This is a genomic window from Amycolatopsis sp. NPDC045836, assembly GCF_056431745.1.
Window position 1 is genome coordinate 46,571 of record NZ_JBWKKF010000026.1, and the last position, 23,558, is coordinate 70,128.

The 23,558-nt window shown below is 70.7% G+C and carries 21 protein-coding genes, 1 tRNA gene and 2 pseudogenes; 4 read left to right on the plus strand and 20 right to left on the minus strand.

Annotation, left to right across the window (positions count from 1 at the left end; translation table 11 throughout):
- Positions 1-1,425 carry an MFS transporter gene (locus AC07EG_RS34480; protein WP_478257446.1) on the minus strand — a complete coding sequence of 475 codons (1,425 nt, stop codon included), beginning with the start codon at positions 1,423-1,425 and terminating at the stop codon, positions 1-3.
- A gap of 89 nt (positions 1,426-1,514) precedes the next feature.
- Between AC07EG_RS34480 and AC07EG_RS34485 the strand changes: the two genes are divergently transcribed.
- Positions 1,515-1,952 (plus strand): winged helix-turn-helix transcriptional regulator, encoded by a 438-nt coding sequence (locus AC07EG_RS34485; RefSeq protein ID WP_478257447.1) that lies wholly within the window; start codon positions 1,515-1,517, stop codon positions 1,950-1,952.
- Between the two features lie 115 nt (positions 1,953-2,067).
- Here the strand turns inward: AC07EG_RS34485 and AC07EG_RS34490 are convergent.
- Positions 2,068-3,114, minus strand: a pseudogene (locus tag AC07EG_RS34490) (MmpS family transport accessory protein); the annotation flags it as partial.
- 32 nt (positions 3,115-3,146) lie between these two features.
- Between AC07EG_RS34490 and AC07EG_RS34495 the strand changes: the two are divergent.
- A complete protein-coding gene (locus tag AC07EG_RS34495) occupies positions 3,147-3,665 on the plus strand; it encodes a sensor histidine kinase (RefSeq protein ID WP_478257448.1) in 519 nt (172 codons plus the stop codon).
- 30 nt (positions 3,666-3,695) lie between these two features.
- Positions 3,696-4,336, plus strand: a pseudogene (locus tag AC07EG_RS34500) (response regulator).
- Here AC07EG_RS34500 and AC07EG_RS34505 read toward each other — a convergent pair.
- The 6 genes from AC07EG_RS34505 to AC07EG_RS34530 form a co-directional block, all read right to left on the minus strand.
- Complete coding sequence (locus AC07EG_RS34505; protein ID WP_478257449.1) at positions 4,309-5,712, minus strand: alpha/beta hydrolase; 1,404 nt, start codon at positions 5,710-5,712, stop codon at positions 4,309-4,311. The pseudogene AC07EG_RS34500 and the gene AC07EG_RS34505 sit on opposite strands and share 28 nt — an antisense overlap.
- 74 nt (positions 5,713-5,786) lie before the next feature.
- Entirely contained in the window at positions 5,787-6,125 is a 339-nt protein-coding gene (locus AC07EG_RS34510; RefSeq protein ID WP_478257450.1) for a DUF3024 domain-containing protein, read from the minus strand.
- 99 nt (positions 6,126-6,224) lie between these two features.
- Positions 6,225-6,301 (minus strand) — tRNA-Leu (locus AC07EG_RS34515).
- A gap of 43 nt (positions 6,302-6,344) precedes the next feature.
- A complete protein-coding gene (locus AC07EG_RS34520) occupies positions 6,345-7,667 on the minus strand; it encodes an NAD(P)/FAD-dependent oxidoreductase (RefSeq protein ID WP_478257451.1) in 1,323 nt (440 codons plus the stop codon).
- A 206-nt stretch (positions 7,668-7,873) separates the two neighbouring features.
- On the minus strand, positions 7,874-8,398 hold the full coding sequence (locus AC07EG_RS34525; RefSeq protein ID WP_478257452.1) for a GNAT family N-acetyltransferase: 525 nt from the start codon (positions 8,396-8,398) through the stop codon (positions 7,874-7,876).
- Between the two features lie 179 nt (positions 8,399-8,577).
- Positions 8,578-9,270: a uracil-DNA glycosylase gene (locus AC07EG_RS34530; RefSeq protein WP_478257453.1), complete on the minus strand. Its 693-nt coding sequence runs from the start codon at positions 9,268-9,270 to the stop codon at positions 8,578-8,580.
- A gap of 27 nt (positions 9,271-9,297) precedes the next feature.
- Here AC07EG_RS34530 and AC07EG_RS34535 point away from each other — a divergent pair, with 27 nt between their 5' ends.
- Positions 9,298-10,767, plus strand: a complete 1,470-nt coding sequence (locus tag AC07EG_RS34535; RefSeq protein WP_478257454.1) for a S10 family peptidase — start codon at positions 9,298-9,300, stop codon at positions 10,765-10,767.
- On the opposite strand, the gene AC07EG_RS34540 is transcribed toward AC07EG_RS34535, so the two are convergent.
- The 12 genes from AC07EG_RS34540 to eno form a co-directional block, all read right to left on the minus strand.
- On the minus strand, positions 10,764-11,603 hold the full coding sequence (locus AC07EG_RS34540) for an SAM-dependent methyltransferase (RefSeq protein WP_478257455.1): 840 nt from the start codon (positions 11,601-11,603) through the stop codon (positions 10,764-10,766). The two genes, AC07EG_RS34535 and AC07EG_RS34540, sit on opposite strands and share 4 nt — an antisense overlap.
- A gap of 100 nt (positions 11,604-11,703) precedes the next feature.
- Positions 11,704-12,702, minus strand: coding sequence for an ABC transporter ATP-binding protein (locus AC07EG_RS34545; protein ID WP_478257456.1), 999 nt, complete (start codon positions 12,700-12,702; stop codon positions 11,704-11,706).
- A 254-nt stretch (positions 12,703-12,956) separates the two neighbouring features.
- Entirely contained in the window at positions 12,957-13,940 is a 984-nt protein-coding gene (locus AC07EG_RS34550; RefSeq protein ID WP_478257457.1) for an ABC transporter ATP-binding protein, read from the minus strand.
- A gap of 15 nt (positions 13,941-13,955) precedes the next feature.
- Positions 13,956-14,861 (minus strand): ABC transporter permease, encoded by a 906-nt coding sequence (locus AC07EG_RS34555; protein ID WP_478257458.1) that lies wholly within the window; start codon positions 14,859-14,861, stop codon positions 13,956-13,958.
- Complete coding sequence (locus tag AC07EG_RS34560) at positions 14,854-15,780, minus strand: ABC transporter permease (protein ID WP_478257459.1); 927 nt, start codon at positions 15,778-15,780, stop codon at positions 14,854-14,856. The genes AC07EG_RS34555 and AC07EG_RS34560 overlap by 8 nt, the downstream gene beginning before the upstream one ends.
- A gap of 1 nt (position 15,781) precedes the next feature.
- Complete coding sequence (locus AC07EG_RS34565) at positions 15,782-17,413, minus strand: peptide ABC transporter substrate-binding protein (protein WP_478257460.1); 1,632 nt, start codon at positions 17,411-17,413, stop codon at positions 15,782-15,784.
- A gap of 146 nt (positions 17,414-17,559) precedes the next feature.
- Complete coding sequence (locus AC07EG_RS34570) at positions 17,560-18,513, minus strand: Ppx/GppA phosphatase family protein (RefSeq protein WP_478257461.1); 954 nt, start codon at positions 18,511-18,513, stop codon at positions 17,560-17,562.
- Between the two features lie 64 nt (positions 18,514-18,577).
- Complete coding sequence (locus AC07EG_RS34575) at positions 18,578-19,735, minus strand: lytic transglycosylase domain-containing protein (RefSeq protein ID WP_478257462.1); 1,158 nt, start codon at positions 19,733-19,735, stop codon at positions 18,578-18,580.
- 262 nt (positions 19,736-19,997) lie between these two features.
- Complete coding sequence (locus tag AC07EG_RS34580; protein ID WP_478257491.1) at positions 19,998-21,098, minus strand: lytic transglycosylase domain-containing protein; 1,101 nt, start codon at positions 21,096-21,098, stop codon at positions 19,998-20,000.
- Between the two features lie 67 nt (positions 21,099-21,165).
- A complete protein-coding gene (locus AC07EG_RS34585) occupies positions 21,166-21,690 on the minus strand; it encodes a DUF501 domain-containing protein (RefSeq protein WP_478257463.1) in 525 nt (174 codons plus the stop codon).
- 14 nt (positions 21,691-21,704) lie between these two features.
- Positions 21,705-22,223 carry an FtsB family cell division protein gene (locus tag AC07EG_RS34590; RefSeq protein WP_478257464.1) on the minus strand — a complete coding sequence of 173 codons (519 nt, stop codon included), beginning with the start codon at positions 22,221-22,223 and terminating at the stop codon, positions 21,705-21,707.
- Positions 22,224-22,229: 6 nt separating this feature from the next.
- Positions 22,230-23,516 carry a phosphopyruvate hydratase gene (gene eno, locus AC07EG_RS34595; RefSeq protein ID WP_478257465.1) on the minus strand — a complete coding sequence of 429 codons (1,287 nt, stop codon included), beginning with the start codon at positions 23,514-23,516 and terminating at the stop codon, positions 22,230-22,232.
- Between the last annotated feature and the right edge of the window lie 42 nt (positions 23,517-23,558).

Genomic DNA, 23,558 nt, shown 5'->3' on the forward strand with positions numbered 1-23,558 from the left:
TCAGCGGGGCACGGCGAGCGCCGGCTCGGCACCCCGAACGCGGTGGCGGATGCCGAAGGCGGTGACCACCGCGGCCAGCACGGCCCCGACGACGGGCACCAGCAAGGCGGTCTGGAGCGCACCGAGCGGGCTGGTGTCGTCGAGGTGGGCGACGTGCACCGCGGTGACCACGGACAGCCCCAGTGCGGCACCGAACTGGAAGGCGGTGTTGAACAGCCCGCCGGCCAGCCCCTGCTCCTGGGCCGCCACCCCTTCGGTGGCGACGATGGTGAACGGGCCGTAGGTCAGCGAGAACGCCATGCCGAGCAGCAGCATCGTCGGGAACATCGCCGCATACGTCCAGTCCAGGCCGATCGGCAGGAACAGGGCGTAGGCCACGGCCGCGAGCAGCAGCCCGCCGAAGATCACCCGCGTGTTGCCGAACCGGTCGACCAGCCGCGGGGTCAGCACCGGCGACAGCACCGCGTCGACGCCGATCGCCAGCATCGCCAGCCCGGTCTCCAGCGTGGACCAGCCACGCAGTTCCTGCAGGTACAGCGTGACCAGGAACTGGAAGCCGAAGAACGAACCGGCGAACAAGGCGGCCCCGGCGTTCGTCCGCAGCAACGACGCCGAGCGGAACACCCCGAGGCGGACCAGCGGGGCCGGCGACCGCCGTTCGACCAGCACGAACGCGGCCAGCGCGGCCAAACCACCGGCGAACGCGGCGACCGTCCAGCCCCAGCCGTCGGCCGGGCGCTCCAGCCGGACCACCCCGTAGACCAGCAGCAGCATCGACGCGGTGATCGCCACCGCCCCGGCGACGTCGGTGCGCTGACCGGCGCGGTCCGGCCTGCCGTCCTTCTCGATCAACGGGACGGCGGCCACCAGCAGCACCGCGGCCAGCAGCACCGGCGCGAAGAACACCCAGCGCCAGTCGATCGCGGCGAGCAGGCCGCCCGCCACCAGGCCGAGCGAGAACCCGGCGGCCGCGGTGCCGGCGTAGACCAGCAGCGCCCGGTTGCGCGGCGGCCCCTCGGCGAAGCTGGTGGTGATGATCGACATGCCGGCCGGCGTCATGAACCCGGCGGCGACCCCGGTGACGAACCGCGCCAGCAGCAGCATCCAGCCCTCGGTGGCGAGCCCGCCGAGGCCGGAGAAGAGCAGGAAGACCACCAGCCAGGTGAGGAACACCCGGCGGCGGCCGAACAGGTCGGCGGCCCGCCCGCCGAGCAGCATGAACCCGGCGTACCCGAGCACGTAGGCGCTCACCACGCCGCTCAGCATCGCGGTGGACAGGCCGAGGTCGGCCCGGATGGACGGCAGCGCCACGTTCAGCATGGCGATGTCGATCCCCTCCAGGAAGATCGACCCGCACAGCACGAAGAGCACGCCCCAGGCGCGTCCGGACAGCCGCTCGGGCGGCGGGGTCTGCGGTGTGGACACGGAATCGGCTCCTTCGGCGGCCTCGGTTACCCGCAGGCCAGTCAGTTCCTTCTTGTAACCAACCGCATCCTGCGGCACCATCGACCAACGTGGAAGAAGGCACTTCGAACTCACCGAGTTACTCCTGCCTCACCGAGGACGACTACGGCGTGCTGCAGTGGCACGTCCGGGAGGACTGCGAGGTCCGGCAGATCCTCGACCGGATCGCGGACAAGTGGTCGCTGCTGGTGATCTCGCTGCTGGACCGGCAGACGCTGCGGTTCACCCAGCTGCGGCAGGAGATCGACGGCATCTCGCAGCGGATGCTCACCACCACCCTGCGCCACCTGGAACGCGACGGGCTGGTGCGGCGGACCGTGCACCCGGTGGTCCCGCCGCGGGTGGACTACGCGCTCACCCCGCTGGGTGCGACCCTGCACACCACCATCCAGGCCCTGGTCGAATGGACCGAAAACCACCAGAAGGAAATCGCCGAAGCGCGTTCGGCGTACGACGCCGCGCAGGCTGCACAAATTGTCTCCGGATGATTTCCGCGCAGCTGCAGATTGCTCGCGGAAAAGGAAAGGGCGTTGCTCGCGCGAGGGTGCGAGCAACGCCCTGGTAACGGGTGGTGCGGCAGGCTCGGGTGCCGGTGCAAAGCGCCACCGCGAACGGGCCGGACGAGGTGTTCTCGGCGACCACCACACCGTCCACAGTGGTCTTGCAGGAAAGCTCCCCGCCGTTCTCGTCCGCCAGCGCGGTGAGCATGCCGCCCTTGATCAGGCCCTGGTTCTCCTGCTGCTTGGTCCACGGCAGCGTGGCCGCGGTCTCCGACAGCGGGTTCAGCACCTCGCCGTAGGTGATCTCCACGCCGGTCGCGTCCCCGGTCACCTCGTAGGTGACCTGCGCGGTGCGGTTGACCTCGTTCTGCACCTCGTTGACCGCCTGGTTGAAGGTGAACACCCAGGCGATGCACACGCCGAGGCCGAGCACGACCAGCGGCCAGGCGATCACGCCGATGAACGGGATCGGCGAGAAGACCAGCCCCACCAGGCCGAGCACGAAGCCGGTGCTGCCGATGCCGTTCCGGGGCGGCTGCCGGTGCAGCTGCGGCGGCAACCGGCCGGGCGCGGCGGGCGGCGGGCAGGGGTGCTGCTGGGTCACGGGTCGTTCCTTTCCGAATGAACTAGCGGACCGGGGTACAACCAGCGGAACGGACCACCCCGCGTCGTCCGTCGGCCTTTTCTCCTTACGACTGAAGTCGTCACTTCCCCGAACCGGGTAAGCCCTTCCCCGATGAACGGCGGTGGTTTCGCCCGAGGCGGGCACCTTGGTGCCCAACGCGTGGTCGACGCTGAGCTTCGTGGCCGCGGTCGCCGCGGCGATCATGCTGTGCTGGCGCCACGAGTGGCCGGTGGTGGTCACCGGGATCGCACTGGTGCCCTCGCTCCCGCTCGGCGCGGACGCCCTCGCCGCGCTGATCGCCCTCGCCGCGCTGATCGCCCTCGCCGCGCTGGCCGCGCACCGCCGTGACCGCTGGCTCGTGGCCGGCACCGGGGCGATTTTCGCGGCCACCGCGCTGGCGCTGGCCAGGGACGCCAACCGGCACGAGGAGGTGTCGTTCGCCGGCACGCGGTTCGGTCCCGGGCAGGTCATCGGCGTGCTGGTGCTGGCGGCGTTCATGACCGCCGTCCCGCTGACCGTCGGCATCGCCCGCGGGGTGCGCGGCGAACTCCGCCGAGGTGGCGCGCACGGTCCGCACCACCGCGCGCCAGTCACTCGAGGACCTGCGGCAGGTGATCGGCGTGCTGCGCGACGGGCAGGGCTTTCCGGGCCGGGACCCCGGCCCGGCGCCGGAACACCCGCAGCCGGCTCTGGCCGACCTGCCGGACCTGGTCGCCGGCGCCCGGCAGTCCGGGTTGCCGGTGAGCGCCACCATCATGCTGGACCAGGCTTCGGCCGCGCCGCTGCCGCTGGGCACCACGGTGTACCGGATCACCCAGGAGGCGCTGACCAACGTGCTGCGGCACGCGCCGGGTTCGGCCGCGGAGGTGACCGTGCGCGGCGGGCCCGGGGCCGGCCTGTCGATCGAGGTGCTGAACCCGTTGCCCGCCACCGCACCGGGGCCGTCGCCGAGCTCGGGGACCGGGCTGGCCGGGATCGGCGAGCGGGTCTCGCTGCTGGGCGGGAACGTCAACGCGGGCCCGACCGACGAGGGGGTCTTCGCATTCCGGGCGTGGCTGCCGTGGGAGCCGCACTAGCATGTCCGGGTGATCCGGCGGCCCCTGCGCATGCTCCTCGTGGACGACGACGCGATGGTTCGCACCGGGCTGTCCATGATCCTGGGCAGCACGGAGGACCTCACCGTGGTTGGCGAAGCCGGGGACGGCGACGAGGCGGTGGCGAAGGTGACCGCGCACGCGCCGGACGTGGTGCTGATGGACATCCGCATGCGCCGGGTGGACGGCCTGGCCGCCGCGGTCACCGCGTTGCCGCGGCCGCCGAAGGCGCTGGTGCTGACCACCTCCGACCTGGACCAGTACGTGTTCGACGCCCTCGGTGCGGGCGCGAGCGGTTTCCTGCTGAAGGAGTGCTCGCCGCAGGAGATCATCGACGCGGTGCGGGTGGTCGGAGCCGGGGAGGCGATGCTTTCACCGCGGGCGACGAAGAAGCTGATCGGCCACTTCGTCTCCGCGCGCTCCAACCCGCGGCGGCACCGGGCGCTGTGCGGCTGAGCCAGCTCACCGAGCGGGAGCGGGAGATCGTCACCGCCGTCGCCCAGGGCAAACCGAACTCGGTGATCGCCGCCGAACTGCACCTCAGCGAAGCCACGGTGAAAACCCACCTCACCCGGATCTTCGCCGAGATCGACGCGGGGAACCGGGTGCAGCTGACGATCCCCGCCTACGAAGCGGGCTTGGTGGTCCCCTGACCGCAGGTCACGTCCTGCGCGGGGAGGTCGCCGCCCAGCAGGTACCGGGTGACCGCGTCGTCGGCGCAGTGCCCGGGGTACGCGCCGTGCCGCCAGGCTCCCGCGGCCAGCAGCAGCCTGGAGTTGTCCGGGAGCAGTTCACGCAGGTGGGCGGCGCCTTCGAGCGGGGTCTGGGTGTCGTATTCGTTCTGCACGAGGAGCACGCTGGCGGCCTGGTTGTCGCGGATGCGGGTCCGGGGTTCGACCGGGTCCGGCCAGAAGGCGCACGGCGAGATGTTCGAGGTCTGGCCGCCCATCATCGGGTAGCGCTGGGTGTCGCGGAGGGCGTCGCGCAGGTACTGGGCGGGGTCGGTGGGCCACCGCGCGTCGCCGCACATCACCGCGAGGGAGGCGGCGGCCCGGTTGTCGGCGGGTGGTTCGGCCGAGACGGTTGCCATCCGGGGAGCATTGCGCAGGTCGCGCAGGAGGGCGGCGAGTTCGAAGTGCTTGGCTTCGCTCTGGCCGACGCCGCGGGCGAACAGGCGCACGCGGTTGCCGTCGTAGGCCTGGCCGCCGATGGTCACCGGGTGACGATCCAAATTGTTCAACAATCCCCGGAAAGTATTCCGCACCTCGTCCGCCGATCCCCCGAGCCCATAGGTCTCGTGGCGGACCGCCGCCCAATCCGCGAAGAGGCCGAACGCCCGTTCCGCGAAGACGGCCCAGCTCTGGATCATGCCGCGCCAGGCCCGGTCGGGATCGACGTTGCTGTCGAACACGACGCGGTCGGTGCGCTGCGGGAAGAGCTGCGTGTAGACGGCGCCGAGGTAGGTGCCGTAGGAGACGCCGTAGTAGGAGATCTTCGGCACCCCGAGCGCGACGCGGATGGCGTCCATGTCACGGGCGGTGTTGCGCGTGGTGATGTGCGGCAGGAGAGCCGACCGGGCGCACTGGTCCGCGATGGCCTTGACCTGCGACACGTGCTCGCCGAACTTCGCGCGGTCGAAGGGGATCGGCGACCAGCTGCGGTCGAGTCCGCAGGAAACGGGGGCGCTCCGCCCGATCCCACGCGGATCGAAGCCGACGAGGTCGTAGTGCTGCCCGACCTCCGCCGGGAACTGCTTGCTCACCGGCATGCCGAGCCCCGCACTGCCCGGCCCGCCGGGATTCATCAGCAATACCCCGCGCCGCTCGCCGGACGCCGTCACCCGGGAAACCGCGATCTGGATCTTCCGGCCGCCGGGGTCCGAGTAGTCCACCGGCACCTCGACCGTGGCGCACTCCAGTGGTTCCGGCGCACACGCGCGCCACTCGATCGGCTCCACCGCGGCAGCAGGCGTCACCACCACGCCGAGCAACAGTCCCGCCAGTGCCAGCGCGCCCAGTCTCTTGCCCATGCGCCAAGGCTAGGAATCCAGCGATCCGGCATCGTCCCACCGCGGTAGTCGTTCCCGGGTAGTACCGGAGTACCTCAACCCCAGAACACGCCGTCCGGATTGCGGTCGATCTCTTCGAGGAGCGGCACCGGGGAATCCGCCTGCGGTGCGCCCGGGCAGAGCAACCACCGGCCGTGGCGATCCGCCCAGTACAACGACCACAGGCCGGCCTCGTCGAGCCGCAACTGCGCGATCTTCTGCTCACCCCAGTCGTTCCCGGCTTCAGCCATCCACAACGGCCGCCGCTCCACGATCGTCACCACGCGCCCCCGGCGGCGGCACTCCACCCGAACCCGATCCCGCACCGCCTCCGGCACCCGAGCCGCGCACCACCGCTGAACCTGCCGATACGCGAACTCCGGCACCTGCGCCATGCGGTCAGTAAACCCGAAGCCCGAACGGAATTCGTCTCCGCACCACCTGGGCGTGGAACACGCCTCGCGGACAGCGGAAAGCGCCAGCGTGGTCCGAAATGGTGCCCCCGACGGGGTTCGAACCCGCACTGGGTCGATTTTAAGTCGACTGCCTCTGCCGGTTGGGCTACGGGGGCACGGCCCAGCCTAGGCGGCCGGGCCCCGCTCCCGCAGCTCAGGTCAGGACTTCGTGGCCCTGGTGAACTCTTCCTTCGGGTTGTTGATCTGCCCCAGCGAAACCACCTCGCGACGCAGGAGGCCGCCGAAGACCCAGTCGAAGAAGATCCGGATCTTCCGGTTCCAGGTGGGCATCGCCTTGACGTGGTAGGCGCGGTGGAAGACCCAGGCCGGGAAGCCCTTGATCTTCAGGTTCAGCGCGTCGGCCACACCCTTGTGCAGGCCGAGACCGGCCACCGCACCCAGGTTCTTGTGGTAGTAGTCCTTCGGCTGGCCGCCGCGCAGCACCTTGATGATGTTCTTCGCCAGGTGCCGCGCCTGCCGCACCGCGTGCTGCGCGTTCGGCGGGCAGGTGGCCGACGGGTCGTCCTCGGTGCGCGAGAGGTCCGGCACGGCGGCGTTGTCGCCCGCGGTCCACACGTCGGGGTGCCCGACGACCTGCAGCGCGGCGGTCGCTTCGAGGCGGCCCCGCTTGTCCAGCGGCAGGTCCGAGTCGGCCAGCACCGGGTTGGCCTTCACGCCGGCGGTCCAGATGATCGTGTCGCTGTCGAACTCGGTGCCGTCGGACAGCACGACGTGCCCGTTCTCGAACGACTTCGCCGCGGTCGACAGGTAGACCTCGATGCCGCGCTTCTCCAGCTGCTCCACGGTCCACACGCCGAGCGTTTCGCGGACCTCCGGCAGGATGCGGCCCGCGGCCTCGACGAGCACCCAGCGGATGTCCGACGGCTCGATGTTCTCGTAGTACCTGGTCGCGAACCGGGTCATGTCCTCGAGTTCGGCCAGCGCCTCGATCCCGGCGAAGCCACCGCCGACCACGGTGAAGGTCAGCAGCCGCTTGCGCAGCTCGGGGTCCAGCGTGCTGGCCGCCTGGTCCAGCTTGGTCAGCACGTGGTTGCGGAGGTAGATCGCCTCGCCGATGGTCTTGAAGGCGATGCCCTGCTCGGCGAGGCCGGGGATGGGCAGGATGCGCGCCACCGCGCCCAGGGCGACCACCAGCACGTCGTAGGACAGCTGCTCGATGTGGCCGTCGGCCGCCTCGACGGTGACGGACTTGCGTTCGTGCTCGATCTTGGTGACGCGCGCGGTCAGCACGTGGCACCGCTTGAGCACGCGCCGCAACGGGACCACCACGTGCCGCGGCTCGATCGCGCCCGCCGCCGCCTCGGGGAGGAACGGCTGGTACGTCATGTGCGGCTGGGGGTCCACAACGGTGACGGACGCTTCGTTGGCCCGCAGCATCTTCTGGAGCCCGAACGCCGTGTACAGACCGACATATCCGCCGCCGAGGACGAGGATCCGAGCCGGTTCCGACTTCGCTGCCATGCATCCATGGTCGCACCCGTGCGGGGCCCCCGCTCGTGTACCCCGCGCTGCTGTGACCAGCGTCGCCACTGAAGATTGAACGATTCAGCAGGACGAGGCGGCCGGTAACCGGGCGACTGCGGAGCGTAGAACGGGTAAGGCTGGAATAAACCCATACCGGTAGCTTTCGACCGATTTCGCCACTCTCCGCAACCGCGTGAGGGAACTCACTCCAGCTGCCAGACCACGTCGACGCCCGCCATGCCGGGCCGCGGTTCCAGTCGCGGCGGGTCGTGCCGCGCCACCTCGGTGAAGCCCAGCCGGCGCGCGATGGCGCCGCTCGCCGCGTTGGCCGCGTCGTGCCAGATCTGGACCCGGTCGACGTCCGGCAGCGCCAGCACCGCCGTGACCAGCGCCCCGACGGCCTCGGTCATCAGGCCGCGGCCGGTCCAGTCCGGGTGCAGCCAGTAGCCGATCTCCATGCCGCCGGGCCCCACGCGCCGTTCGGCGCCGACCCCGCCGACCACCCGGTCGTCGACGACCACCGCGTAGGCGTAGCTCTCGCCCGCTTCCCACTTCTCGTCGCAGGTGCCGAGGAAGTCCATCGCGCGGTACTCGCCGTAGGCCCAGACCAGCCACGGCCGCAGGTGCTCCTGGGCCTGTTCGACCACGCGGTGCAGTTCGGGCGCGTCGGCCACCCGCCAGCGGCGCAGCACCACCCGCCCGGCGACGATCTCGTCCGGCGGGTTCACCGGGTGCCTGCCGTTCTGCTCAGTTCTTCCATCAGGATCACCATAGATCCTCAGGTCATCGAGAGCAGCGAGACAGCGACTGGGTCCCCACCGCCCCTCACGCGCGGGGTCCCGGTGACCGGCCAGGCAGGCAGGGCGGAACGGAGCACCTCCGTTGCCGACCGGCACAGCAGTGGTCCCTAGTCGATGCCCGCCGCGGTCTTGGCCTCGGTGAGGACCTCGCGCACCATCGCCGGGGTCAGGCGGCCGGTGAAGGTGTTCTGCTGCGACACGTGGAAGCAGCCGAACACCTGCAGCGGCGTCGGCCCGTCCAGTTCCACGCGCACGCCGTGGCCGAACTTGGGCCGGGGCCGCGGCACCGCCCAGCCCGCGGCGGCCAGCACCGGCATCAGCGCCTGCCAGCCGAACCCGCCGAGCACCACCACCGCGCGCAGGGTCGGCCGCAGCAGTTCCAGTTCCCTGGCCAGCCACCGGCCGCAGGTGTCGCGCTCACCGGGCGTCGGTTTGTTCGCCGGGGGTGCGCAGTGCACCGGCGACGTGATACGCGTGCCGATCAGCTCCAGGCCGTCGCCGATGTGGTGGGCCTCCGGCTTCGTCGCCAGGCCGACGTCGTACATCGCGCGGTAGAGCACTTCGCCGGAGCGGTCGCCGGTGAACATGCGGCCGGTCCGGTTGGCACCGTGCGCGGCGGGCGCCAGGCCGACGATGGCCAGCGCCGCGTCGGCCGGGCCGAAACCCGGCACCGGGCGGCCCCAGTACGTCTCGCCGGCGAAGGCGGCGCGCTTGGTCACGGCCACCTGCTCGCGCCACTCCACCAGGCGCGGGCAGGCCCGGCATTCGATGAGTTCGGCATCCATCTCGGCCAGGGTCATCCCACCATTGTGATCTAGATTCGACGCATGCCGGAAACAGACAACGCCGAAGAGGCCGCCAAGCCGCCCGAGCCCAGCGACGACCTGGTCACCACCACCCACACGCTGACCGCCGGACGCCGCGAGCTGGCCTACACCGCCCAGACCGGGCGGGTGGTGCTGAAGCAGGAGGTGCTCACCGACGGCAAGTTCGACGGGCACCTCGCCAAGGCCGAGGTCTTCCTCACCGCCTACACCCTCGACGACGCCGACCCGGCGAAGCGGCCGGTGACCTTCGCGTTCAACGGCGGCCCCGGCTCGTCGAGCGTCTGGCTGCACCTGGGCGTGCTCGGGCCGCGGCTGGTGGTCTCCGGGGACGTCGACGCCCCCGCCCCGCCGCCGTACGGGCTGACCGACAACCCGGCGAGCCTGCTGGAGCACAGCGACCTGGTGTTCATCGACCCGGTCTCCACCGGCTACTCCCGCGCGGTGACCGGCGAGAAGCCGAAGGACTACCTCGGGTTCACCCCCGACGTCGAGTCGGTCGGCGAGATCATCCGGCTCTGGACCTCGCGCAACGGGCGCTGGCTGTCGCCGAAGTTCCTCGCCGGCGAGTCCTACGGCACGCTGCGCGCGGCGGCCCTCGCCGCGCACCTGCAGGACCGGCACAGCATGTACCTCAACGGCGTGCTGCTCATCTCGGCCGTGCTCGACATGGGTTCGATCCGGTTCACCGAGGGCAACGAGCAGGCCTACGCCAACTACGTGCCCACCTACGCCGCGATCGCGCACTACCACGGCTTCCACGGCGACCGCCCGCTCGACGAGGTGCTGGCCGAGGCGGAGGAGTTCGCCGCGCGCGAGCTGCCGTGGGCGCTGCGGCGCGGCTCCCGCCTCACCGCCGACGAGCGGGCCGCCGCGGTGCGCGAGCTGGCCCGGCTCACCGGGCTCAGCGAGTCCTATGTGGACCGGGTCAACCTGCGCATCGAGCACGTCCGCTTCTTCACCGAGCTGCTGCGCGACCGCGGCCTGACGGTGGGCCGGATGGACGGCCGGTTCACCACCTGGGAGCCCGACGGCGGCCGCGAGCAGATGAGCGACGACGCCTCGATCTCCCGGATCATCGGCGCCTACTCGGCCGCGTTCAACCACTACGTGCGCACCGAACTCGGCTACGAGAGCGACCTGCCCTACGAGGTCCTGTCGATGAACGTGTTCCAGCAGTGGTCCTACAGCGACTTCGAAGGGCGCGCCGTCTCCGCGGTCCGCTCGCTGAGCGCGGCGATGCGGGCGAACCCGCACCTGAAGGTCCACGTCGCGTTCGGCCACTACGACGGCGCGACCCCGTACTTCGCCTCGGAGGACGTGCTCGCGCACCTCGAAATCCCCGAGGAGCTGCACGCCAACATCGACCGGGCGTACTACCCGGCCGGGCACATGATGTACGTGCACGAACCGTCGCGGGAGAAGCAGGCCGCCGACCTGGCGGCGTTCATCCGGTCGGCGGTGCCGGACTAGGTCGTCGTCTTCCAGCCGACGCCGGCCAGCCCACGCGACTTCTCGGGCTGGTCGGCGAACAGCTCGTCCCCGTCCGGCTGCCACTGCGGCAGCCAGACCAGGCCGGGTTCGGCCAGTTCCAGGCCCTGGAAGAACGCCTCGATGTCCGGGCGCGTGCGCGGCACGGCGGGGTTGTTGGTCTGCTTGCGGTACGCGGCGGCGACCTTGTCGCCCGCGGCGATCGTGGCGGCGTCCTCCGGGTCGACGTGGATGTGCGAGATCGCCACCATGCTGCCCGCGGGCAGGCGGTCGAGGTAGTACCGCAGCGTCTCGTGCGGTTTGGTGTCGTCCGGCATGAAGTGCAGCAACGCGACGAGCAGGAGCGCCACCGGCTGCGTCTCGTCGATCAGCCCGGTGTTGCGCACCCGGCGCCACAGCTGCTGGCCCTCGAAGAAGTCGGCGTCGATGGCGCGGTGGCGCTCGGGGTCGGCGGTGCGCTCCAGCAGGATCTCGGCGTGGGCTTGGGCGATCGGCTCGTTGTCGATGTAGACGACCCGGCATTCGCCTGGCGCCGCCTCCTCGGCGACCTCGTGCACGTTGCCCTGGGTGGGCAGGCCGGAGCCGATGTCGACGAACTGGCGGATGCCGGCGTCCACGGCGTAGCGGACGGCCCGGCCGAGGAAGGCGCGGTTCGATCTGGCGAAGCGCTTGATGTCGGGCAGCGCCTTCATCTGCTCGTCGGCGAACGCCCGGTCGGCGGCGTAGTTGTGGGTGCCGCCGAGGAGGTAGTCGTAGACCCGGCCGACGGAAACCTTGTCGATCGAGTCGCCGAGGCGGCTGGCATCGCTCGTAGTCATCGGACTCCAGACGTGAGTGCGTGGGGCGGTTGGGGAGACCCTACGCACTCAGGCACCCGTTTGCCCCGGGTTACCGCGGCGTAGGTATCGAAGGGGAACCTCAGGGGACGACGTGCCGGGTCTCGGCGAAGTGGCAGGCGCTGGGGTGCCCGCCCGCACGGGGTTCGAGCGCGGGTTCGTCGGTGGCGCAGACGTCCTGCGCCTTCCAGCAGCGTGTCCGGAATGGACAGCCGGAGGGCGGGTCCACCGGGCTGGGCACGTCGCCTTCGAGCCGGATCACCTGGCGGTGCCCGCGCAGTGCCGGGTCGGCCACCGGAACGGCGGACAACAGCGCCTGCGTGTACGGGTGCGACGGCCGGTTGTAGATGTCGTCCTCGGTGCCGATCTCGACGATCTTGCCGAGGTACATCACCGCGACCCTGGTGGAGAGGTGGCGGACCACGGACAGGTCGTGCGCGATGAACACGTAGGACAGGCCGAATTCGGCACGCAGGTCCTCCAGGAGGTTCATCACCTGCGCCTGGATGGACACGTCGAGCGCCGAAACCGGCTCGTCGCAGATGATCACCCTGGGGCGCAGCGCGAGTGCGCGGGCGATGCCGATGCGCTGGCGCTGGCCGCCGGAGAACTGGTGGGGGTAGCGGTTGAGGTGCTCGGGGTTCAGCCCGACGACCTCCAGCAGTTCACGCACCTTCGCCGCGCGGTCGCCCTTCGGGGCCACCTCGGCGTGGATTTCGAACGGCTCGCCGACGATGTCGCCGACGGTCATGCGCGGGTTTAGGGAGGTGTACGGGTCCTGGAGCACTATCTGGAGGTTGCGGCGGAGCCTGCGGAGTTCGGCACCACGCATGGCGAAGATGTCGCGGCCCTCGAAGTACGCCTGGCCCGCGGTCGGCTCTTCGAGCCGGAGGAGCACCTGGGCCAGCGTCGACTTGCCACACCCGGATTCCCCGACGATGCCCAGCGTCTCCCCCTCGGCGAGTTCGAAGGAGACGCCGTTGACCGCTTTGACGTGCCCGACGGTCTTCTTGAACACGATGCCGGTGCGGACCGGGAAGTGCTTGACCAGGTTGGAGACCTGGAGGATGGGGTCACTCACCGGGTACCGCCTTCGTGGTTCGCCCCGCCTCGGGGCCGTCCGACCTGAGGCCCGCTGTGGCCGGGGGTGGTGGCGCTTGTTGCGTGGCTTGGGAAGGCGGGGAACCGGTCGATCCGAGGGGTGCGGGGCCGGGGAAGACGAGCGAACCATTCGGCCCCGCCAGGGGCGAGGGCAAGCGGCAAGCCACCCGGCCGAGCCCACCGAGAGCGGGCGAACTCGGGGCAAGCGGGCCGCCTGGACGGAGGGCCGATCGGTCACTCACCGCGCATCACCGCTGGGGCGAAGTGGCAGGCGCTGTACCGCCCCGGCGCCGGTTCGAGCAGGGGTGGGCGGTCGGTGGAGCACAGGTGCTCGGCGCGTTTGCAGCGTGGGTGGAAGGGGCAGCCCGGCGGGATGGCCAGCAGGCTCGGCGGCAGGCCGCTGATCGTCTCCAGGCTCTGCCCCTTCAGGTCCAGCCGGGGCTGGGAGTTCATCAGGGCCGCGGTGTACGGGTGCGCGGGGGATTTGAACAAAGTATGCACGTCGGATTGTTCAACAATCCTCCCGGCGTACATGACGGCAATCCGATCGGCCACTTCGGCGACCACCCCCAGATCGTGCGTGATCAGCACCAGGCCCATCCGCCGTTCCGCCTGGATCTCCGCCAGCAGGTCCATGATCTGCGCCTGCACGGTCACGTCCAGCGCGGTCGTCGGCTCGTCGGCGATCAGCAGGTCCGGGTCCAGCGCCAGCGCCATGGCGATCATCGCCCGCTGGCGCATCCCGCCCGAGAACTGGTGCGGGTACTCCCGCACCCGCGCGGCGGCGTTCGGGATGTGCACCAGGTCCAGCAGCTCCACCGCCCGCGCCCGCGCCGCCCGCCGGCTCAGGCCCTTGCGCAGCCGCAGTTGTTCCTCGATCTGGAAACCGATGGTGAACACCGGGTTCAACGCCGAAAGCGCGTCCTGGAAGATCATCGCGATGCCGCTGCCGCGGACCTCCCGCTGCCGCCGCGGCCCGGCGGCGAGCAGGTCCTCACCGCGGAACCGCACCGAGCCACCGGTGACCACCGCCGGCGGCACGTCGAGGATGCCCAGCACCGCCTGCGCCGTCACGCTCTTCCCGGACCCCGACTCCCCCAGCACGGCCAGCGTCTCCCCCGCGTCGACGTGGTAGCTGACCCCGTTCAGCACGCTGGCCACCCCGTCGGGCGTGCGGAACTCCACGCGCAGGTCGTCGATCTCCAGCAGTCTGTCCACAGTGTTCAACTCAGCTCACCGCGTCCGCGGGTCGAGGGCTTCGCGCACCGCGTCGCCGAGCATGACGAAGGCCAGCACGGTGGTCACCAGGAAGCCGGCCGGGAACAACAGCAGGTGCGGCGCCGCCCGCACGTACGTCCGCGCGTCGTTGATCATCACGCCCCACGAGACCACCGGCGGCCGCAGCCCGATGCCCAGGTAGGACAGCGTCGCCTCCACGCCGATGAACGCGCCGAGCGCGATGGTGGCGTAGACCAGCACCGGCGCCAGGCAGTTCGGCAGCAGGTGCCGGAAGATGATCCGCGTCCCGCTCGCCCCCAGCGCCCGCGCCGCCTTGACGTAGTCCTGCTGCTTCGCGGTGATCGCCGCCGACCGCATGATCCGCAGCGAAACCGGCCACGACAGCAACGCGATGGACAGCACCACCTGCACCACGATCCGCACCGCACCGGCGTCCCCGGCGGAGTTCAGCGTGGTCAGGATGACGATGGCGCCGAGCACGAACGGCAGGCCGAAGAACACGTCCGCGACCCGCGAGACGACCGCGTCCAGCCAGCCGCCGTGGTACCCGGCCAGGATGCCGAAGACCCCGCCGAGCAGCACCACGCCCAGCGTCGCCAGCACACCGACCACAATGGACGCCCGCGCACCGTGGATGACCCGCGCGTAGATGTCGTAACCCTGGTTGTCGTAACCGAACCAGGCTTCGGCCGACGGGGCCTGCCGTTGCCGCCCGAGGCCACCGAGGTTCGGGTCGGCCGAGGTGAACAGCGTCGGGAACAACGCCATCACCACGACCAGCAGGATGATCGACGACGAGATCCAGAACATCGGCCGCCGCCGCAGCTCGCGCCACGCGTCGCCGAACAGGCCGCGGGGGCGCGCGGAGACCCCGGTGGCCGCGGTTGCCGGGTCAGTCATAGCGGATCCTCGGGTCGAGCACGCCGTAGAGCAGGTCCACCAGCAGGTTCATCACCAGGTAGACCAGCACCAGCAGCACCACCAGTCCGGTCACCGTGGCACCCTCCTTCGCCTGGATGGACCGGAAGATCAATCCGCCGATGCCGGGGATGTTGAAGATGCCCTCGGTGACGATCGCGCCGCCCATGAACGCGCCGAGATCGGTGCCGAGGAAGGTGATCACCGGCAGCGCCGCGTTGCGCAGCATGTGCACGCCGACCACCCGCGACTGCGGCAACCCCTTCGCCACCGCGGTGCGCACGTAGTCCGCGCGCCGGGTCTCGGCGATGCTCGCCCTGGTCAGCCGGGCCACGTACGCCATCGACAGGCTCGCCAGCACGAACCCGGGCACGATCAGCTCACCGAACCCGGCCTTCGACGAGACCGTGGGGTTGATGATCCCCCACTCCAGCCCGAGCAGCAGCTGCAGCACGTACCCGGTGACAAAAACCGGGATGGAGATCAGGAACAGCGTGGAGACCAGCACCAGGCTGTCCAGGAAACCCCGCCGCCGCAGGCCGGTGACCACGCCGGCGGTGACCCCGATCAGCGCCTCGACCACCAGCGCCACCACGGCCAGCCGCACCGTCACCGGATAGGAGTTCGCGATCAGCTCGTTCACCGGCGCGCCGGAGAAGGTCAGGCCGAAGTCGCCCTGCACCAGGTTCCACAGGTACTTGCCGTACTGCACGTGGATCGGGTCGTCCAGGTTGTACTTCTCGGTCATCGCCGCGACGAACGCCTCCGGGCAGTCCCGGTCGCCGCACTTGCCGGCGAACGGGTCCCCGGGCAGCGCCCACACCAGCAGGTAGATGCCGAAGGTGGTGCCGAGGAACACCGGCACCATCTGCAGCAGCCTGCGCAGCACGTACCGGCCCAAGTCAGGCCACTTCGACGCTGGTCAGGTCCAGCTTCCGGAAGGCGCTCAGCTTCGCCGAGGACAGCCGGTCGGACTTGCCGCCGATGGTGTTCTGCGTCCACAGCGGCACGAACGGCAGGTCGTTCAGGATCATCTTCTCGGCTTCGAGGTAGAGCTTGATGCTCTCCTCCTCCGTCGGCGCGGTGTCCGCGGCGGCCAGCTTGGCGTCCACCTCGGGGTTCGAGTACTCACCGTCGTTCGAGGAGGCACCGGTCCGGTAGATCGGGTTGAGGAAGTTCTCGATCGACGGGTAGTCGGCGACCCAGCCGGCCCGGTACATGTCGCTCATGCCGCGGGCGTTGATCTTCTCCCGGAACTCGCCGAGGCTGGTGGCCGGTTCGAAGACGCACTCGATGCCGAGCGTGTTCTTGATGCTGTTCGCCGCCGCGGTGGCCCATTCGCTGTGCCCGCCGTCGGCGTTGCTGATGATCTTCAGCGTGCCGGTGAACCCGGACCGCGCCAGGTGCTCCCGCGCCTTCTCCGGGTTGTAGGTGCACAGCTCCCCGCACTGGTTCTTCTGGTAGCCCTTGAGCAGCGGGTGCACCAGGCCGTCGGCGGGCTGGCGGCTGTCCTCGTAGATGCGGGTGGTGATCTCCTCGCGGTTGATCGCCATCGAGATCGCCTTGCGCAGGTCGGGGTTCTGGTACTTCTCCTCGTACAGCGGGAAGGCCAGCGTCTGGTTGATCAGCGAGTCGCGTTCCACCACGCGGTCGCCGAGGTCGATCTTGTGCTGCTGCCCGGCCAGCGCGTTCGGCGGCAGCTCCTCGATGAAGTCGAGCTGGTTGCCGACCAGGTCCGGGTAGGCGGCCTCGCGGCTCTGGTACACGCGGAAGACGAGGTCCTTGAACTTCGGCTTGTCCATGCCGGTGTACTCGTCGAAGCGGGTCAGCCGGACGTCGGTGCCGATCTGGCGGGAGACGAACTTGAACGGGCCGTTGCCGATCGGCTTGGCCTCGAAGGCGGCCTTGTCCGCGAAGAACGAGTCGGGCAGCGGCGAGAACACCTCGTAGCCGAGCTTGATCTTGAACACCGGCGACGAGTTCTTCAGCGTCACCTCGAAGGTGTGGTCGTCGAGCACGCGCAGGCCGGACATCTTGTCGGCGGTCGGCTGCGGCGCGGGCTGCGGGCCGCTCTTGCCGTCCGGGTCGGCGGGGTTGACCTCGTCGTAGCCCTGGATGTCGGAGAAGAACGGCGCGCCCTGGGTGGCGTTGGGGCCGTAGGCGGTCCAGTTCCAGGCGTCGACGAAGTTCTTCGCCTTGACGTCGGTGCCGTCGTGGAACTTCCAGCCCTGCTTCAGCTTGACCGTGTAGACCTTCGACGCCACGTCGGTGATCGAGTCGGCGACCGCGTTCTTCACCTCGGTGGTCTGCTGGTCGTAGTCGAGCAGTCCGGTGAACATCGCGTCCATCACCTGGCTCCCGCCGAATTCGGTGGTGTTGCCCGGCACCAGCGGGTTCTCCGGCTCGGTGTTGAACACCGACACGGCGCCCCCGGTGTCCCCGGTACCGGGGGTGTCCTCGCCGCCCCCACCACACGAACTCAGCAGCAGGGTCGCCGCCGCCAAGACCACCGTCGTCCGCATTCGCGCCTTCATGACCCGGCAGGCTAGCCCGGCGGGTGAGCCAGACCACAGACGCAAATCATTGCGAAAGAATCACGATGATCGACATTACTCCGTCAGCGCCACACGAGCGGAGCAACGTGAGTCGACTGAATGCCGCAGACGCCCCACCGCACTCGTCACACCAGCGAGAGCGCGATGCCGTCGAGGATGTCGTGCTCGCTGACGACCAGCTCCGCCGGACCACCGCGTTCGGCGAACTGCTCGGCCAGCGCCCGCACGATCACCGCGCCACCGCCGATCACGTCCACCCGGCCCGGGTGGATCACCGGGTTCGCCGCGCGGGCGGCGTGGTCCACGCCGAGCAGGTCGTCGGCCAGCCGGTCGATGTCGGCGCGGGACAGCTTCGACAGGTGCACGCGCTCGGTGTCGTACTGCGGCAGCTCCTGCGCCACCGCGGACAGCGTGGTGACCGTGCCGGCGACGCCGATCCAGGTTTTCGCCCGGGACACGTCCACCGCCTCGAACGCCTCGCCGAGCACCTCGGTGGCCAGCTTGTGCGCCGCGGTGACCTCGTCGGCGGCCGGCGGGTCCGACTTCAGCGTGCGCTCGGTGATCCGCACGCAGCCGATGTCCACCGAGCGCGCGGCGAGCACCTCGGCGCGCTTGCCGTCCCAGGTGCCCAGCACCAGCTCGGTCGAGCCGCCGCCGACGTCGACCACCAGGAACGGGCCGTCGTCGGGGTCCTGCTCGCCCACCGCGCCGGTGAAGGACAGCCGGGCTTCCTCGTCGCCGGTGATGACCTCGGCCTCGGTGCCCAGCACCTCGCGCGTCATCGCGAAGAACTCGTCGCGGTTGCTCGCGTCGCGGGTGGCGGAGGTGGCGACCATGCGCACCTTCTCCACCCCCTTGCGGCGCGCGGCGACGGTGTAGTCGGCCAGCGCGGCGCGGGTGCGCTCCAGCGCCTCCGGGGCGAGCCTGCCGGTGGCGTCCACCCCCTGGCCGAGCCGGACGATGCGCATTTCGCGGTGCAGGTCGCGCAGGTCGAACGTGCCGTCATGGCGTTCGGTCAGCTCGGCGACGAGCAGGCGGATGGAGTTGGTCCCACAGTCGATCGCGGCAACACGAGGCATGCCGCCACCCTAACGACGAACAGCCCACCGGCTTCGCGGCCGGTGGGCTGTTGACCCTTCGGAGTTACGGGGTCGGCTCCGCGGAGGACGGGTCCTCGCACAGCGGCGGCTCACCCTCGGCGGGCGGCTCCGGCGTGGTGCCCGGCTCGGGCGTCACGCAGTCCGGCGGCGGGGTGGTGGTCTCCGGCGGCGTGGTCGTCTCCGGCGGGGTGCTCGACGGCGGGTTCGACGACGGGGGGTTCGACGACGGCGGGTTCGAGGAGCTCGGCGGCTTCGTGGTGCTCGGCACCGACGACGACGGCGGGTTCGACGAACTCGGCGGGTTCGAGGTCGACGGCGGCGTGCTCGGGTCGCCGCTCGCGGGCGGCACCGTCGGCACCGGCACCTCACCCGGCGCGCCCCCGCCCGACGGGGCCTGCGGCGCGGCCAGGATCGGCCCGTGCTGGTCCGTGGTCGGGTGCACGCCCTTCGCGTACGCCTCGGCCCAGACGAGCACCGTGCGCACGTACGAGTCGGAGTGGTTGTAGCGGAACACCGCGGCGGCGCGCTGCTGCGGGTCGGCGGTGTTCATCCCGCCCGAGCACAGGTAGCGCCCGGCGCCGAGGGTGGCGTCGTAGATGTTGTTCGGGTTCGTCTCGCCGTCACCGTTGCCGTCCACCGCGTAACCACGCCAGGTGGACGGGATGAACTGCATCGGGCCGACGGCGCGGTCCCACACCGTGTCGCCGTCGTAGACGCCGTTGTCGGTGTCGCTGATCGCGGCGACCGGACCGGCCCCGTTCAGCACCGGGCCGAGGATCGCACCGCGCGTGTACCCGGCGGCGTCGACGTTGCCGCCGCGCGCGTGGTTCGACTCGATGCGGCCGATGCTGGCCACCAGCGACCAGTGCAGGTTGCACCCCGGCTGGCTGGCGGCGAGGTTGTCGGCGGCCCTGGTGTACGCCTTGAGGGCGGATCCGGGAATGCCCAGCGGACCCGACGGCAGACCGGCGTTGCCGTTCAGCGCGTCCGGGTTGCCCGCGTCCGCCAGCAGCTGCTCGCCGATGGAGTCGCCGTTGGGCAGGCTGCCGTTCACGCTGACCGGATTGCCCTGCGTGTCCACCGGTTGACCCTGCGCGTCCAGATAGCGACCGGGACTGGCGTCACCGAGCAGGTGGAACCCGCCGATGCCGCTGCCGGGCACCATGAGCGGCAACGCCAGCAGCGGTGCCCCCCAGGCCATCGCCCGTGTCCGTCGTCTGTCCCTGGTCTTTCCGGCGCTCGTTCCGCGCCTCTGCCACACCCGCACCCGGATGACCTCCACGTCGCGCCGTTACCGCACTTGGTAGCTCAGCATGCCGGATGTGAAGTGGGCGAAAACACCGGCGACACGCAAAAGCCCGCGGCTCTGTCAGATTTCCACAACCACGGCGGATCCGTTCATCGGAACGCGACAAAGAGCGGCCGAACGGCCTAGCACTTTCGTCGTACAGAACGCGGCCGGGTCACGGGGCCGCGGACTCCGAGACCGAAGACGGCGGGGTGCTCGGCTCGCACGGCGGCAGCGAGGACGACGGCGGCGGGGTCGACGACGGCGAAGACGGGGGCACCGGCGAGCTGGGCGGAGCCGACTCGCAGGTCGGCGCCGGTTCGCTCTGCGACGGCGGCAGCGACGGCCCCGGCTCCCCCGGCCCCGGCGGGGTGGACGGATCCGGCGTGCCGGGGTCCACCGGCGCGGGCGGCGGCTCGACCGGCGCCGGTGCGGGGGTGGTGACCGGGTTCGGCGCGCCCACCGGCAGCTCGCTGTCCGGCAGCGGGGTCACCCCGGTGCGGTAGGCCTCCGCCCACCGGATCACCGTGGTGACGTAGTCGTCGGAGTTGTTGTAGCGGAAGACCGCGGTGCGCAGCTGCTCCGGGTTCGCCAGGTCCATGCCACCGGAGCACAGGTACCGGCCGGAGCCGAGGGTGGCGTCGTAGATGTTGTTCGGGTTCGCCTCCCCGTCGGCGTTGCCGTCGGAGGCGTAACCCGCCCAGGTCGACGGGATGAACTGGGTGGGGCCGACGGCGCGGTCCCACACCGTGTCGCCGTCGTAGCGGCCGCCGTCGGTGTCGCGGATCGCGGCCACCGGGCCGACGCCGTCGAGCACCGGCCCCAGGATCGGCTCGCGGGTGTTGCCCTTCTCGTCGAGGAAGCCACCGCGGGCGTGGTTCGACTCGATGCGGCCGATGCTGGCGATCAACGCCCAGTCGATGTGGCAGGCGGGCTGCTCGGAGCCGAGGATGTTGGCCGCGTTCTGGTACGCGCGCAGGGCGGACCCGGGAATGCCGAGCGGGCCGGGCGGTGGCACGTCGGCCCGCAGCGCCTCGGGATCGGGCGGCTGCGGCAGGCTGCCGTCCACGCTGACCACGGCGGACCCCGGGTCCCCGCCGCCCGGCGGCGGCACCAGCTGGTTGGCCACCTTGATCCAGCCTTCGGTACCGCCGGTCAGCGCGAACGTCGGCGCCACGGCGAGCGTGCCGCCGAGCACCGCGAGCGCCGTCCGGGAGCGCAGCCCGAATTCCCTTGACGTTTCCCCGACCGCACCGGAGACCGCGAACAACCGCACGCCGAGAACGCCTTTCCCCAAGAGAGCTTGCTGTCCGGTTGGCTTATCTCCGGCGGCCGCCGGACCGTTACTGTCCTTTTTCGACAGTCGCGCAGTCGCCGGAGGGCCAGCCCTCGGCCCGCAGCAGCGCCAGGGTTTCGTCGCCGAACGGGTTCACCCCCGGCCCGCAGGCCAGCGTGTGCGCGAGGTGGACGTGCAGGCACTTGACCCGGCCCGGCATGCCGCCCGCGGTGACCTCGTGGCCCAGCGGTTCGATCGCGTCGCGCTGCGCCAGGTACGAAAGGTGCGCCCGCAGGTAGGCCGCGGCCAGTTCCTCGTCGGTGGCCAGGCGATCGGTCATTTCCTTCATCAGCCCGGACGCTTCCAGCCGCCCGACCATCGAGGACAGCCGCGGGCAGGTCAGGTAGTACAGCGTCGGGAACGGGGTGCCGTTCTCCAGTTTCGGGCTGGTCTGCACCACCGACGGGTGCCCGCTCGGGCAGCGCGCGGCCACCGCGCGCAGCGCACGGGGCGGGCGGCCCAGCTGCTCCGCGATCACCGTCCGGTCCTGCTCGGTGACGGGTTCGAACTGAGGGATTCCGGTGCTGCTCACGGCGGTCAGCGTAACTACCCGGTCGCCTGGTCCCACAGGCGCTCGTACCACGGCCCGGACGGCGGCGGTGGCTGCTCGGCGGGCGGGGGGTTCGGCGACTGCTGGTCCTCCGGGAGCTGCACCATGTACGGCGTCTCCCCCGGCATCACGTACCGCAGCCGCCGCCGCGCCTCCGCCTGCACCTGCGCCGGGTCGGCCAGCTCGGCCTTGCGGGCTTCGAGCTGGGCGACCTCGTCACGCAGCTTCTCCCGCTGCTGCTGTTGCTCGGAGACCTCCGAGCGCTGGGTGAGGTAGGTGCGCAGCGGCACGGCGATGGTGAACGCGAGCGCGCACACCACGATCGCCACCACCGCCGCGCGGCGGGTGTTCGACAGGCCGAGCACGCGGGCGGCACCCGAAGCGCGTTTCGCGTTCAGGCCCCGCCGCAGCCGGGCCCGCCTGCCCTCCCGGTGCACGCGCTCCGGCCGGCGGGCGGAGGAGTTCCTCGCCCGCCCACCGGTGCGTTCCCGGCTTCTCCCGCCGCGCTCGGCCATGGTCGATCAGGGCTCCGGGGTGAACCTCGGGAACGCCAGGTCACCGGCGTAGCGGGCCGCGTCGGCCAGCGTCTCCTCGATGCGGAGCAGCTGGTTGTACTTCGCGACGCGCTCACCGCGGGCGGGCGCGCCGGTCTTGATCTGGCCGACGCCGGTGGCGACCGCCAGGTCCGCGATGAAGGTGTCTTCGGTCTCGCCGGAGCGGTGGCTCATCATCGACTTGTAGCCGTAGGAAGTGGCCAGCGACACCGCGTCCAGCGTCTCGGACAGCGTGCCGATCTGGTTGACCTTCACCAGCAGCGCGTTCGCCGCGCGGCGGGTGATGCCGTCCTCGAGGCGGTCGGGGTTGGTGACGAACAGGTCGTCGCCGACCAGCTGCACGCGCTCGCCCAGCTCGGCGGTCAGCCGGACCCAGCCGTCCCAGTCGTCCTCGCCCAGCGGGTCCTCGATGGACACCAGCGGGTACGCGTCGAGCAGTTCGGTGTAGTAGCCGATCAGCTGCTCGGCGCTCTTCTTGGCGCCTTCGAAGGTGTACGCGCCGTCGCCGAAGAACTCGGTGGCGGCCACGTCCAGCGCCAGCGCGACGTCGCGGCCCGGGGTGTACCCGGCCTTCTCGATCGCGGTGATGATCAGGTCGAGCGCCTCGCGGTTGTTCTTCAGGCTGGGCGCGAAGCCGCCCTCGTCACCGAGGCCGGTGGCCAGGCCGCGGCCCTTGAGCACCGACTTGAGCGAGTGGTAGACCTCGGTGCCCCAGCGCAGCGCCTCGCGGAAGGACTCCGCGCCGATCGGCGCGATCATGAACTCCTGGATGTCCACGTCGGTGTCGGCGTGCGCGCCGCCGTTGAGGATGTTCAGCATCGGCACCGGCAGCACGTGCGCGTTCGGCCCGCCGAGGTAGCGGAACAGCTCCAGTTCGGCCGAGTCCGCGGCGGCCTTGGCCACGGCCAGCGACACGCCGAGGATGGCGTTCGCGCCGAGGCGGGACTTGTCCGGCGTGCCGTCCAGGTCCACCAGCTTCTGGTCGACGATGCGCTGGTCGACCGCGTCCACCCCGGTCAGGTCGGGACCGATCTCGTCGAGCACCGCGGAGACCGCGCGCTCGACGCCCTTCCCGCCGTAGCGGGCGGTGTCGCCGTCACGCAGTTCGACGGCTTCGTACTCACCGGTCGACGCACCCGACGGGACCGCGGCCCGCGCCAGCGTGCCGTCGTCGAGGGCCACCTCCACCTCGACCGTCGGGTTGCCGCGCGAATCCAGAATCTCGCGCGCGCCTACCTGCTCGATTACCGCCACGCCTTGCTCCTCGTCCGGTTGTCCCAGCCACGACGCCGCCCA